This is a genomic window from Streptomyces sp. cg36, from assembly GCF_041080675.1.
Taxonomy (GTDB): domain Bacteria; phylum Actinomycetota; class Actinomycetes; order Streptomycetales; family Streptomycetaceae; genus Streptomyces.
This window is the reverse complement of record NZ_CP163520.1, coordinates 6,180,980-6,194,784: the sequence shown is the minus strand read 5'-3', so window position 1 is coordinate 6,194,784 and position 13,805 is coordinate 6,180,980. Positions and strand designations below refer to the sequence as shown.

Genomic DNA, 13,805 nt, shown 5'->3' with positions numbered 1-13,805 from the left:
AAGGGGGTGCAACTGATACATACCCGGACGCAACAAGGCGCACCGGGAGACACCGCAAGAAGATGCGGCGGAGCCAGTCTAATGAAGGTTTTCCAGCTGTCTACCCTTACAAACAACTAATCTTTGGCCGAAGCACTGCGGATTTCGTAGGCCGGAGCGGCTCCTTCCCTGGCAGGCTCCAGCAATCTCTCGGCCGCGCCCCGGTGCTGCCTGGCCCCGGCCGGGTCGCCGAGCCGGTCGAGGGTGTCCGCGAGCCGCAGCTGGAGCGCGGCCTGGAGACGCAGATCACCGGCCTGGCGCGCCCACTCCACCGCCTCCCGGCAGGTCCGCAGCGACTCCTCGGGGCGGCCCGCGTACTCCTGCACCCGGGCCACCTCGCTCAGCGCCCGCGCCTGCCCGGGCAGGTCTCCCAGCCGCCGGAATCCGGCCACCGCGGCGCGCCAACTGCGGAGCGCCTCGCCGTAGCGGCCCGCGTAGGTGAGCACCGCGCCGAGCCGTCCGTGCAGCCGGGTCTCGTCGGCCCGCTCGCCCCGGGCCAGCCGCTGCGCCAGCGCCCGCCCGTACCAGTCGGCGGCCCGCGTCCAGTCGCCCAGCTCCTGGTGGGCGCCGCCTACGGATTCCATCGCGCGGCCCGTGGCGTACGGGTCGCCGGCCGCCCGGCCCGCGTCCAGAGCGGCCCGGTAGCGGACCAGCGCGTCCCGGGTGCGCCCGGCCTCCGCGTCCAGATCGCCCAGATTGAGCAGGGCCGCGGCCTGCTCGCGGGGCAGCTCGCGGCGCTCGGCGACGTCGAGAACCAGCTGGTGCAGACCGTAGAGGTCGGGGGCCGCCGCCGCGGTGCCCCGGTGGGCGGCCAGCGCCCGCACCAGGGCCGCCACCAGCCGCCGGGCCAGGGTGTCCAGCTCGCCGTCCTCGACGGCCAGCCGGGCGGCGGCGAGCAGCGCGGGACGCCGGGTGCGCAGCCACTCGGCGGCCAGGGGGGCGGTCGGGAAGCGCAGCGCCCGGGGCAGCCCGGCCAGCTTCTTGCGGGCCGGGGAACCGTCCGGCTCGGTGACCGCCCGGCAGGACTGCAGCAGCCGTACGGTCCGCTCCAGCATCCGGGCGCGGGCCAGCTGGAGCTCGGCGGGCCGGTCGGCGGCCTCCGCGAGCCTGCCGAGCAGCGGCGCCAGCCAGCCGGGCACCACGTACTGCGCGGGCCGCTCGTGCGGTTCGCCCGCCACCGCGAGCAGCCCGTACGCGACGAAGTCGTCCAGGGTGTTCTGGGCCGCCGAGACCGAGCAGCCCGCCAGCGCGGAGGCGGTCTGGGCGTCGGCGAGGCCCGCCGGGGCCAGCGAGAGCAGCCGCAGCAGCCGGGCGGTGGGCCCCGGCAGCCCCTCGTAGACCAGCCGGAAGGCGTGGACCAGCGGACGGTCGGCGGCCGGGAGACGGGCGGTGAGCACCCCGCCGTCCTCCGGCAGCGCGCGCAGCCGCTTGGTGACGTCCGCCACGGCCGACTGCGGCCGGTCCCGCAGCCAGCCGCCCACCAGGGCCAGGGCGGCGGGCTGGGCGCCGCACTCCTCGGCCAGGTTCGCGGCGGCCAGCGGGTCCACGGTGATCCGCACCGACCCGGCGAACTCCTCCAGGAACGCCACGGCCGACTTGGGGTCGAGCCCGCCCAGCACGCACGGGCGCACGTCCGGGATGCCGGTGAGCGGGCCGCGCGCGGTCGCCACCACCAGGCAGTCGGCGTTCTCCGGCAGCAGCGGGTCGACCTGCTCGGCATCGGCCGCGTCGTCGAGCAGCAGCAGCGCCCGCCGGGCCGCCAGGGCCTCGCGGACCAGCCCGCCGAGCTCGTCCCCGTCACCGCCGGGCGGCACCGGTACGTCGAGCAGGTCCAGCAGATCGCGGGCGACCCGCTCGGTGGGTACGGGGGCGCCGCCCGGCTCGGTCAGCCGGGCCCGCAGGACCCCGTCGGGGTAGTCGTCGGCGAGCAGCCGGACCAGCTCTTCGGCGAGCGCGGTGCGCCCGGAGCCGGGGCGTCCGGCGATCAGGAGGACCCGGGCGCGCGGCGACTTGCGGCCGGACAGGGTGTCGAGCCCGGCCCGCTCCACGTCCTCGCGCAGTTCCTTCAACTCGCGGCGGCGGCCGAAGAACTGACGGCCACTCGGCTCGGGCCCGGCCGGTCCGCACTGTGCGGCAGCGCCGCCCACGTCCACCGCCTGATCCGTCACGGGCCACGCTCCGTCCGCTGCGCACGAGCCGAGCCCGGCGGGTCTCCGCACGGGCGTTCCGAGCGTAGTTCACGCGTGGTCAGGGGCTTGGCGGAGCGCGGCGGTCAGGTCGCCCGATCGGATCAGCGGATGGTCCGACCGTCCGGAGTGTCGGCCGCGGGCCGCGCGGCGTGCGAGCGGGCCTTTGGGGCCGGGTGTTCGTCCGTGGGCCGCCGGCCGGTTGTTCGCGCCCCATTCGGGCCGGGTGTTCATCCGCGGACCGTGCTGGGCTGGTCGCGCAGTTCCCCGCGCCCCTGATCGGGCCGGTCGTTCGTCTGCGGCCCGGTGGCCGCTCCTCGCGCAGTTCCCCGCGCCCCCTAAAACCTTCGTTCGTTCGCGAACCGTGCTCGCTCGTCGCGCAGTTCCCCGCGCCCCTCAACCCGCTGTCGTCCGCCGACCGTGCCCGCTTCTCGCGCCCACGCGGCGGAGCCGCACCATGTCACAGCCCCGCGCCCCTAGGGGGTACCCGCAGCCGGAGAACCCGGCTCAGCCACCAGCCTTCAGGGGCGCGGGGAACTGCGCGACCAGCCCGACACGGCCCGCAGACAAAGACCGGCCCGATAGGGGCGCGAGGAACTGCGCGAGTAAGCCGGCACGGCCCGCAGACGAAAACCGGGCCCAAAGGGGCGCGGGGAACTGCGCACGCGGCCACCGACGGCCCGCGGGCAAAGATCGGTCCCGGTGCCCGCTACTTCTCGAACGGGCGGGCCGGCCAAGGCGCCTCGGGCGGGCGCAGAGCCTCCAGGCCCGCTCCCGCCTGCGCGGCCGTCAGCGCGAGAACCCCCACCACCAGGCAGTTGTTGTGCAGCTCACCGGCGAGCACCCCCCGGACGAGCTCCGCGAGCGGCACCCGCGCCAGCTCCATGTCGGCCTCCTCCTCGGAGACCTCGAAGCGCGCCCCCTCCGCCTCGGACAGATCGCGGGCCAGGAAGATGCGTACGGCCTCGTCGCAGCCGCCGGGCGTGGTGTAGACGTCGGTGAGGACCCGCCAGTCCTCGGCCTTGACGTGCGCCTCCTCGTACAGCTCGCGCTGGGCGGCGTGCAGCGGGTTCTCGCCGGGCACGTCCAGCAGCCCGGCCGGGATCTCCCACAGCTTGTGGCGCACCGGGTGGCGGTACTGGCGCAGCACCAGGACCCGGCCGGCGTCGTCGAGGGCCAGGACCGCCACGGAGCCCGGGTGGACCTGGTAGTCGCGGCGGGCGACCGTGCCGTCGGGCATGACCACGTCGTCGGTGCGGACGCTGGTCTTGTTGCCCCGGAACGGGGTCGTGCCGGCGATGACCCGCCATTCCTCGGGGGTGTCCTGGAGCTGCATCGATGTCCTCCCGCAAAACAGAAACCGGGGTACGCGTCCGATCAGGACCCGTACCCCGGCAACCGTATCGCCTGTTACTTCTTGCCGGTCTTCCGCGCTTCCACCTGTCGTTCGACGGCCGCCTTCACCAGTCCCGCGAAGAGCGGGTGCGGGCGGGTCGGGCGGGAGCGCAGCTCCGGGTGCGCCTGGGTGGCGACCAGGTAGGGGTGCACCTCGCGCGGGTACTCGACGTACTCGACGAGCTTGTTGTCGGGGGACGTGCCCGAGAAGACGATGCCCGCCTTCTTCTCCAGCTCCGCGCGGTAGGAGTTGTTGACCTCGTAGCGGTGGCGGTGGCGCTCCTCCACGTACGGCTGGTCGCCGTAGACCTCGCGGACGATGGAGCCCTCGGCGAGCTTCGCCGGGTACATGCCCAGGCGCATCGTTCCGCCCAGGTCGCCCGCGCCCTCGACGTACGCCAGCTGCTCCTCCATCGTCGAGATGACGGGGTGGGCGGTGGCGGCGTCGAACTCGGTGGAGTTGGCGTCCGGGATGCCGGCCAGGTTGCGGGCGGCCTCGATCACGATGCACTGCAGGCCCAGGCAGATGCCGAGCAGCGGCACCTTGTTCTCGCGGGCGTACTGGATCGCGCCGATCTTGCCGTCGACACCGCGGTCGCCGAAGCCGCCGGGGACCAGGATCGCGTCCACGTCGCCGAGGTTCTTCTTGGCGCCGGCCGGGGTCTTGCAGTCGTCCGAGGTGACCCACTTGACCTTGACGCGGGCCTTGTTGGCGAAGCCGCCGGCGCGCATGGCCTCGGTGATCGAGAGGTAGGCGTCGGGCAGGTCGATGTACTTGCCGACCAGCGCGACGGTGACCTCGTGCTCCGGGTTGTGGACCCGGTCCAGCAGGTCGTCCCAGGTCGTCCAGTCCACGTCGCGGAAGGGCAGGTCCAGCTTGCGGACCACGTACGCGTCCAGGCCCTCGGTGTGCAGCACCTTCGGGATGTCGTAGATCGACTTGGCGTCGATGGCGGCGACCACGGCGGCCTCGTCCACGTCGCACATCAGCGAGATCTTGCGCTTGATCGACAGCGGCACCTCGCGGTCGGCGCGCAGCACGATCGCGTCGGGCTGGATGCCGATGTTGCGCAGGGCGGCGACCGAGTGCTGGGTCGGCTTGGTCTTCAGCTCGCCGGAGGGGCCGATGTAGGGCAGCAGCGAGATGTGCACGACGAAGACGTTGTCGCGGCCGACCTCGTGGCGGACCTGGCGGACGGTCTCCAGGAACGGCAGCGACTCGATGTCGCCGACCGTGCCGCCGACCTCGGTGATGACGACGTCCACGTCGTCGGTGGCCATGCGGCGGATGCGGTGCTTGATCTCGTTGGTGATGTGCGGGATGACCTGGACGGTGTCGCCCAGGTACTCGCCGCGCCGCTCCTTGGCGATGACCTGCGAGTAGACCTGGCCGGTGGTGACGTTGGCCGAGCCGTCGAGGTCGACGTCGAGGAAGCGCTCGTAGTGGCCGATGTCCAGGTCGGTCTCGGCGCCGTCGTTGGTGACGAACACCTCGCCGTGCTGGAACGGGTTCATCGTGCCCGGGTCGACGTTCAGGTACGGGTCGAGCTTCTGCATGGTGACGCGCAGGCCGCGCGCCTTGAGGAGCGCACCCAGGCTGGAGGCAGTCAGACCCTTGCCGAGGGAGGAGGCGACACCCCCGGTGACGAAGATGTGCTTGGTCGTCGTGGCTGCGCTGTTGCGCAAAGCCTTGGGCTGCATGGCCAAGAGGGGGCTCCCGTGGTCGCTGTCTGGAGTGCGTGCCGGTCACCCTCTGTGGATCTTGTACAAGTGCCGTACGAGATTCCGGGGGCGCCGTCGCTGCGGTTCGGGGGGATTTTCACCACCCGGCCACGGGCTACCAGGGTATCAGCGAGTGCGGCGGACCGCTTCCGGCCACGCTCCGCACACGCCCGGGCACCCCTGTGTACACCTGTCACCCATACGGCCCAGTGGCGTTGCCGGAAGGCATCGGCGGATCACCCACGTGCGTCGTATCCTGCTCGGACACTCGCCGCCGAGCCGCTGGTAGCACGGCACCACCCCGGCCGTCACCCACAACATGCGCTCGTTGGCGTTCCCTTGACCGCAGTCGCAGCAGTAGTAAGCGCCCCGCGGGGCGGACGTGGCCGTTCGACTGGAGATTGCACGTGGCCGGGCGCATCGAGGATTACGCACTCATCGGAGACATGCAGACCGCAGCGCTGGTCTGCCGGGACGGCACGACGGACTGGTTGTGCCTGCCACGCTTCGACTCGCACGCCGTCTTCGCGGGACTGCTGGGCACCGATGAACACGGCTTCTGGCGGATCGGCCCGGCCCACGCGGCCGACGCGCCGCCACCCCGGGCGGACCGGCGCCGCTACCGGGGCGACTCCCTGATCCTGGAGTCGGAGTGGGACACCCCGCGCGGCACGGTCCGCGTGACCGACTTCATGCCGCCGCGCGACGGCGCGCCGCAGCTGATCCGGATCGTGGAGGGCGTCAGCGGCCGGGTGCCGATGCGCAGCGCCCTGCGGATGCGCTTCAGCTACGGGCGTGTCGTGCCCTGGGTCCACAAGGTCGACAACCGCACGGTCGCGGTGGCCGGGCCGGACTCGGTGTGGCTGGACACGCCGGTGGACACCTACGGCAAGAACCTCACCACCTACGCCGACTTCACCGTCTCGCCCGGTGAGCGGATCGCCTTCACCATCAGCTGGCAGCCCTCGCACCGGGAGCAGCCCGCGCTCCCCGAGCCGGAGGCGGCCCTGACGGCGACCGAGGACTTCTGGCGCGAGTGGGTCGAGCACGGCACGTACCACGGGCCCTACCGGGAGGCCGTGGTCCGCTCGCTGATCACGCTCAAGGCCCTCACCTATGCCCCGACCGGCGGAATCGTCGCCGCGCCGACCACCTCGCTGCCGGAGGACATCGGCGGTTCGCGCAACTGGGACTACCGCTACACCTGGCTGCGCGACGCCGCCATCACCCTCTCCTCGCTGCTGCGCACCGGCTATCGCGAGGAGGCCCGCGCCTGGCGGGAGTGGCTGCTGCGGGCGGTCGCCGGGGACCCCGAGAACCTGCAGATCATGTACGGGATCGCGGGCGAGCGCGAGCTGGGCGAGGCGGAGCTGGACTGGCTGCCGGGGTACGAGAACTCGGCGCCGGTCCGGGTCGGCAACGGCGCGGCCCACCAGCTCCAGCTGGACGTGTACGGCGAGGTCACCGAGGCCCTGCACCTGGCCCATATGACGGGCCTGGCCCGCAACGACTACGCCTCGCTGCTCCAGCTGAAGCTGATCAGCTATCTGGAGGACCACTGGGACGAGCCGGACGAGGGCATCTGGGAGGTGCGCGGCCCGCGCCGCCACTTCGTGCACTCCAAGGTGATGGCCTGGGTCGCGGTGGACCGCACCATCAAGCTGATCGAGTCGGGCGACGCGGACGGGCCGCTGGAGAAGTGGCGCCAGCTGCGCGACGACATCCACCGCGACGTCTGCGAGAAGGGGTACGACAAGGAGCGCAACACCTTCACCCAGTCGTACGGCTCGAAGGAGCTGGACGCCTCCCTGCTGCTGATCCCCCAGATGGGCTTCCTGCCGCCGGACGACAAGCGGGTCATCGGCACCATCGAGGCGATCCAGCGCGAGCTGTCCACGCCCGACGGGTTCATCCTGCGCTATCCGACGGCGGGCGAGGAGGCGGGCTGCGACGGCCTGGAGGGCGACGAGGGCGCGTTCCTGGCCTGCTCGTTCTGGCTGGCGGACGACCTGGCCATGATCGGCCGGGTGGACGAGGCCCGCAGGCTCTTCGAGAAGCTGCTGGCGCTCCGCAACGACCTGGGACTGCTCGCCGAGGAGTGGGACCCGCGGCTCCAGCGCCAGGTGGGCAACTTCCCGCAGGCGTTCAGCCACGTCCCGCTGATCGACACGGCCCTGCGGCTCACGGCCTCGGGGGCGTACGGGGGCTAGCGCCCGGTTCGCCGCGCCCCCGGGTGGGTGCCCGCCTACAGTGGAATTGTCCTGTTCCCCTCCGAAAGGGGGGCATCATGACCTCCCCCTCCAAGGCGGGCACGGCCCTGGTCGAGCTCCGCGAAGACCTCTCCGGCGAGGTCTTCGCACCGGGCGACCCGGGATACGACGGGGCCCGGCAGGTCTTCAACGCCATGATCGACCGGCACCCCGCCGTGATCGCCCAGTGCGAGTCCGAGGCGGACGTGGCCACGGCCGTGCGCTTCGGCCGCGCGCTCGATCTGAAGATCGCCGTCCGGGGCGGCGGCCACAGCGTCTCCGGCCAGGCCGTCAACGACAACGGGCTCGTCATCGACCTGCGCCGGATGCGCGAGGTGACCGTCCACCCCGCCGCCCGCGCCGTACGGATCCAGGGCGGCGCCACCATGAGCGACCTCGACCGGGCCACCGCGCCCCACGGCCTCGCCACCACCGGCGGCCGGGCCTCCACCACCGGCGTCGGCGGCTTCGTCCTCGGCGGCGGCTCGGGCTGGCTGGACCGGGCCTTCGGGCTGGCCGTCGACAACCTCCTCGGCGTCGACCTGGTCACCGCCGACGGCACGTCGGTGACCGCCACCGCCGAGGAGAACCCCGAGCTGTTCTGGGCGCTGCACGGCGGCGGCGGCAACTTCGGCGTCGCCACCTCCCTCACCCTGCGCCTGCACGAACTGCCGGCGTTCTCGATGGCGCTGCTGCTCTACCGGCCCGACCGGGGCCCCGAGGTGACGCGCGTCTACCGGGAGCTGATCGAGACCGGGCCGCCCGAGGCGAGCGGCGGGGTCATCTACCTCACCGGACCGCCCGAGGAGTTCGTCCCCGAGCACCTGGTCGGCGAGCTGCTCGCCGGCGCCCTGGTGACGTACGCGGGCCCGGCCGACGAACTCACCAAGCTCGCCCAGCCGCTGCTCGCGCTGCCGCACGAGGCCGAGGTCCTCACCGACCTGCCGTACCCGCAGATGCAGTGCATGCTCGACGACCCGCCGGGGATGCGCAACCACTGGTCGGCCGAGTACCTGACCGGGCTGCCCGACGAGCTGGTCGACGTGTTCTGCGCCCGCGCCGACAGCCTCCCGGCGCCCACGGTCCAGCACGTGCTGTTCCCGCTGGGCGGCGCCGTCGCCGACGGCCCGTCCGCGTACCCGGTGCCCTACCGCGACGCGCCGTGGGCCGTGCACCCGTTCGCGATCTGGGCGGACCCGGCGGACGACGAGCGCTGCGCCCAGTGGGTGAGGGACGTCCGCGCCGACGTCCGGCCCTGGTCCACGGGCGCGGTCTACCTCAACTTCATCGGCGAGGAGGGCCACGACCGGGTGATCGCCGGACTCGGGGAGGCGAACTACCACCGGCTCGCCGAGGTGAAACGGAGCTACGACCCCGACAACGTCTTCCGCTACAACCACAACATCGCCCCGGCCTGACCGAGAGGCGCACGGGTGTCGTACCGTGACCGGCATCACGCGGTCCGGTACGACACATCACGAGGTGAACCCCATTGGACACCCAGGGCGGGATCACCGTGCAGCGGGCGCTGGAGCTGCCGGGGCTGCGCGGCGGACTGCCCGAAGTGGTGGCGGGCGCCGACCGGCTCGGCCGGACCGTGCGCTGGGTGCACGCGGGCGAGGTCCCCAACATGGCCTCGCTGCTCAAGGGCGGCGAGCTGCTGCTGACCACCGGCCTGGGCCTGGGCACCCGCCCCGCCGAGCAGCGCGCCTTCGTGACGCGGCTCGCCGAGCGCGGCATCGCCGCCCTGGTGGTCGAGCTCGGCCCGCGCTTCAGCAGGCTGCCCGCCACCTTGGTGGACACCGCGCGGGCGGCCGGGCTGCCGCTGGTCGCGCTCCACCGCGAGGTGCCGTTCGTGACGGTCACCGAGGAGATCCACACCGAGATCGTCAACGGCCACTACGCGCTGCTCCAGCGGGCCGAGGAGGTGCACCGGCGGTGTACCGGGGCGCTGCTCTCGGGCGGCGGGGTGCCGCAGGTCCTGTCGATCCTCGCCGACTTCACCGGCAACCCGGTGTTCCTGGAGACCCCCGACGGCCAGCTCCTGTACGCGGCGGCGTGCGGGGCGGGCGGCGCGGGCGCGGATCCGCTCCAGGTGTGGGAGGGGCTGCGCGGCCAGCGCGAGTCCCGCGAGGCGGGCCCGCCGTCCGGGGCGGTCCTGGTGGACGTGCCCGGCGGCGGCCACGGCGCCGGCGCGGTCCGGGCCCGGATGGTGCTGCTCGCGGTCGCCTCGCCGCTGCTGCCGGTGCACCGGATGGCGGCCGAGCGGGCGGCGGGCATCCTCGCGGTGGTGCTGATGCAGGCGCGCCAGGAGGAGGAGCTGGCCGCGCGCGGGCGCGGCGACTTCCTCACCGACCTCGCCGAGGGCCGGATCGGCGCCGAGGACGCGCCGGGGCAGGCGAAGGTGCTGGGCTTCCGGCCGGGCGAGGGCCCGCTGCTGCCGGTGGTGATGCGGCTGGCCTCGGACCTGTCGGGCTCCTCCCCCACCGGCAACTGGGCGGTGCTGGCCCGCGCGGTCCTGGAGGAGCTGGCGTCGGTGGGGGTGCCGGTGCTGCTCGGCGTGCGGCCGGTGGAGGGCCGGGTGCCGCTGCTGCTCGGGCTGCGCACCGAGACCGAGCGCACGGCGGTGGCCGACCGGGTGGCGGCGGCGCTGCGGGCGGGCGTGGAGCGGGCCGGGCTGGCCCGGGCCGGGGCGCAGCCGGTGGTGGTGGTCGCGGCGGCGGGCGGCTGGGCGGCGGCCTCGGCGGGGCTGCGGCACGCGGCGGAGACGGCCGCGGCGGCCCAGGGCCTGCCGGAGCGCCCCTGGTACGACGCCCGGCGCCTGGACATCGACCTGCTGCTGTGGCGGCTGCGCGAGCACCCGGACCTGGCGGCCTTCGTGGAACGGGCGATCGGCCCGCTGCGCGCCCACGACGCGGCCTCGCGCCCGCCGCTGCTGCCCACCCTGGAGACCTATCTGGCGCACGCGGGCCGCAAGGCGGAGACCGCCCGCGAGCTGCATCTGAACCGCCAGACGCTCTACAACCGGCTGGCCCGGATCTCGGAGCTGCTCGGCACCGATCTGGACGACCCGCAGACCGTTCTGGCGCTGTCCCTGGCCCTGCGGGCCCGCCGTCACGTCGCCTGACGCTGCGTCAACTCGTCGTAGACGCTGAGCACCTGGGCCACCGTCTCGTCCTCGGTGGGCCAGTCGGCCGCCTGGACGAGCCCGGCCCGGGCCAGCTCCCGGCGCCGCCCGGGGTCGCCCAGCAGGGCCGTCACCGCCCCCGCGAGCGCGCCCGCGTCCCCGTACGGCACGAGCTCGGCGGCGTCCCCGACCAGCTCGGGCACCCCGCCCACGGCCGTCGCCACCAGCGGCACGCCCAGCCGCAGCGCCTCCTGGGCCAGCAGCGAGCGCCCCTCCCAGCGGCTGGCGAGGACCGCCACATCGGCGCAGGCGAGCAGTTCGGTGACGTCGTCGCGCCGCCCGAGCAGCTTCACCGGCAGCGCCTCGGCCTCGATGCGCCGCTGGAGCGCGGCCCGCTCCGGCCCCTCCCCCGCGATCGCGAGCAGCGGTACGGGGTCGAGCCCGCGCCAGTGGTGCGCGGCGTCCAGGAGCACCCCGTACCCCCGGTGCCCGACCAGGCTGCCCACGGCCATCAGCAGCGGCCGGTCCACCGCGCCCAGTTCGGCCCGCGCCTTGCCGTCCCCGGCCGGGACGCGCGGGCCGGGCACCGCGACCGCGGCGAGCCGGGCGTCCCGGGCGCCGTGCCGCCGCGCCCGGTCGACCAGGTCGGAGGAGGTGCCGAGCACCACGGCGGCGGCCCGCACCGCCCGCCGCTCCAGCATCCGCAGCATCTGCCCGCGCGGGCCGTCGGCGTGCCGCGGGGTGCCCAGGGAGTGCCAGGTGACGACGAGGGGGACGCCGCGCCGCCCGCCGAGGGCGAGGGCGCCGCGCACGGCCGCGTGCGCCCCGTGCGCGTGCACCACGTCCGCGCCCGCGCAGACCGCCCGCAGCGCGGCGATCGCCACCGGGTCACCGCGCCGGGGCACCGGCACGAAGTGCGCGCCCGCGCCGGTGAAGTCGAACTCGCGCTCAAGGGCCGCCGGGGCGCACACGGTGACCCGCACGCCCCGCGCGGCGAGACCCGCCGCCAGCGAGCGCACATGCGCGCTGCTGCCCGCGCTGCCGCCGCCCAGCACTTGGACCGTACGCAGCTGTGACACGTGAACAGGCTCCCGGGGGCGGCGGTGGGCCGGTGTGGACCCGGCCAAGGATGCCAGCCCGTACGGACGTTCCGCCCCCGTCCTGACGTTTCTCCGTGCCGACGGCGGCACCCCGGGCCCGGGGACCACCCACACGGGTGAACTCCCGGGCCGGGACCGACGGCCCTATCCCTCGGAACGGGCGGTCGCCAGCAGCTCCTCCGCATGGGCGCGGGCCGTCTCGGAGTCCTCCTGGCCCGCCAGCATCCGGGAGAGCTCACGGACCCGGTCCTCGCCCTCCAGGACGGTGACGCCGGACCGGGTGACCGTGCCGTCGTTGGTCTTCTCCACCAGCAGCTGACGGTCCGCGAAGGCCGCCACCTGCGGCAGATGGGTCACCACGACCACCTGCGCCGACTTCGCCAGCTTGGCGAGCCGCCGGCCGATCTCGACCGCCGCCCGGCCGCCGACGCCCGCGTCCACCTCGTCGAAGAGGTACGTGGGGACCGGGTCGGTGCCCGCGAAGACCACCTCGACCGCCAGCATCACCCGGGAGAGCTCACCGCCCGAGGCACCCTTGGCGATGGGCCGGGGCGGGGCGCCCGGGTGCGGGGCGAGCAGCAGCTCCACCTCGTCCGCGCCGGTCGGCCCGTAGGCCACCGTCCGCCCGTCCACCTCGACGCCCTCGGCGTCCTCGACCTGGCCGACCGCGAACGACACCCGCGCGTGCGGCATCGCCAGCGAGGCCAGCTCGGCCGTCACCGCGTCCGCGAAGCGGGCCGCGGCCTCGGTGCGGGCGTCCGTCAACGCCTGCGCCAGCAGCGACAGTTCGGCCCGCAGCCCGTCGCGCTCCGCGGTCAGCTCGCCGATCCGGTCGTCGTCGCCGTCCAGTTCGGTCAGCCGGGCCGCGCCCTGCTGCGCCCAGGCGAGGACGGCCGTGATGTCCTCGCCGTACTTGCGGGTCAGCGCGGTCAGCGCGGCCCGCCGCTCCTCCACGGCCGCCAGCCGCAGCGGATCGGCGTCCAGGTCGTCCGCGTACCCGGCGAGCTCGCCCGCCACATCGCCCAGCAGGATGCCCACCTCGCCGATGCGCTCGGCGAGCGCGGCCAGCGCCGGGTCGTGCGAGCGGACCGCCTCCAGGGCCCGGTGGGCGCCGGCGACCAGGGTGGTCGCGTCGACGCTCTCGGGATCCTCGGGGTTGCCGGCGAGCGCGGCGTGGGCGAGGGCGGCGGCCGAGGCCAGGGCCTCGGCGTGACCGAGCCGGCCGGCCTCCGCCGCGAGCTCCTCGTCCTCGCCCGGCAGCGGCTCGACCGCCGCGATCTCGTCGAGCCCGAACCGCAGCAGATCGGCCTCCTGCGCCCGCTCGCGCGCCCGCGTGGTCAGCTCCTCCAGCTCCCCGGCGACCGCGCGCAGCCGCCGGTACGCCTCGGCGTACTTGGTGAGCGGCCCGGCCACCGCGTCGCCCGCGTACCGGTCGAGCGCCTCGCGCTGGCGGGCGGGCCTGAGCAGCCCCTGCTGATCGGTCTGGCCGTGCACGGCGACGAGCTCGTCGGCGAGCTCCGCGAGCACGCCGACCGGTACGGAACGCCCGCCCAGGTACGCCCGCGAGCGGCCCTCGGCCGAAACGGTCCGGCTGACCAGCAGCGCGCCCTCGTCGAGCTCGGCCCCGGCCTCCTCCGCGCGGATCGCCGCGGTGCCGCCCGGGCGCAGCGCGATCCGCCCCTCGACCACCGCCGACTTGGCGCCGATCCGCACCAGGGCGGGGTCGGCGCGCCCGCCGAGCAGCAGCCCCAGGCTGGTGACGACCATGGTCTTGCCGGCGCCGGTCTCGCCCGTCACCGCGGTGAAACCGGGCGACAGCTCGACGACAGCGTCGTCGATGACCCCGAGCGACCGTATCCGCATCTCCTCCAACACGCCCCCGACCTTACGAGGTCCCGGGCCCTGTGTGCGACGCCCCCCACGCGGTCACCCGGAGGGTTGACCCCCCTGACCCGTTTTCCCCCCATCGAGGGGTCCGCGGGCCGGA

Annotated in this window: 8 protein-coding genes; 3 read left to right on the top strand and 5 right to left on the bottom strand. The window is 74.4% G+C overall.

The genetic code is table 11. The annotated features are described in order from the left end of the window. Positions 1 to 116: 116 nt before the first annotated feature. From AB5J87_RS27375 to AB5J87_RS27365, 3 genes are all read right to left on the bottom strand, one after another. Positions 117 to 2,207 (bottom strand): tetratricopeptide repeat protein, encoded by a 2,091-nt coding sequence (locus AB5J87_RS27375; protein WP_369380208.1) that lies wholly within the window; start codon positions 2,205 to 2,207, stop codon positions 117 to 119. Positions 2,208 to 2,934: 727 nt separating this feature from the next. Then, on the bottom strand, positions 2,935 to 3,561 hold the full coding sequence (locus AB5J87_RS27370) for an NUDIX domain-containing protein (protein WP_369380207.1): 627 nt from the start codon (positions 3,559 to 3,561) through the stop codon (positions 2,935 to 2,937). A gap of 74 nt (positions 3,562 to 3,635) precedes the next feature. Continuing rightward, positions 3,636 to 5,321: a CTP synthase gene (locus AB5J87_RS27365; RefSeq protein ID WP_369383689.1), complete on the bottom strand. Its 1,686-nt coding sequence runs from the start codon at positions 5,319 to 5,321 to the stop codon at positions 3,636 to 3,638. A gap of 428 nt (positions 5,322 to 5,749) precedes the next feature. Between AB5J87_RS27365 and AB5J87_RS27360 the strand changes: the two genes are divergently transcribed. The 3 genes from AB5J87_RS27360 to AB5J87_RS27350 all read left to right on the top strand — a co-directional run bounded on the left by AB5J87_RS27360 (position 5,750) and on the right by AB5J87_RS27350 (position 10,718). Then, positions 5,750 to 7,552 (top strand): glycoside hydrolase family 15 protein, encoded by a 1,803-nt coding sequence (locus AB5J87_RS27360; protein WP_369380206.1) that lies wholly within the window; start codon positions 5,750 to 5,752, stop codon positions 7,550 to 7,552. Positions 7,553 to 7,629: 77 nt separating this feature from the next. After that, positions 7,630 to 9,009, top strand: coding sequence for an FAD-binding oxidoreductase (locus AB5J87_RS27355; RefSeq protein WP_369380203.1), 1,380 nt, complete (start codon positions 7,630 to 7,632; stop codon positions 9,007 to 9,009). 74 nt (positions 9,010 to 9,083) lie between these two features. Then, positions 9,084 to 10,718, top strand: a complete 1,635-nt coding sequence (locus AB5J87_RS27350; RefSeq protein WP_369380200.1) for a PucR family transcriptional regulator — start codon at positions 9,084 to 9,086, stop codon at positions 10,716 to 10,718. Here the strand turns inward: AB5J87_RS27350 and AB5J87_RS27345 are convergent. Together AB5J87_RS27345 and recN are read right to left on the bottom strand one after the other, a co-directional pair. Beyond that, positions 10,706 to 11,797, bottom strand: a complete 1,092-nt coding sequence (locus AB5J87_RS27345; protein WP_369380197.1) for a glycosyltransferase family 4 protein — start codon at positions 11,795 to 11,797, stop codon at positions 10,706 to 10,708. The genes AB5J87_RS27350 and AB5J87_RS27345 overlap by 13 nt on opposite strands. Before the next feature lie 165 nt (positions 11,798 to 11,962). Further along, complete coding sequence (gene recN / locus AB5J87_RS27340; RefSeq protein WP_369383688.1) at positions 11,963 to 13,681, bottom strand: DNA repair protein RecN; 1,719 nt, start codon at positions 13,679 to 13,681, stop codon at positions 11,963 to 11,965. Between the last annotated feature and the right edge of the window lie 124 nt (positions 13,682 to 13,805).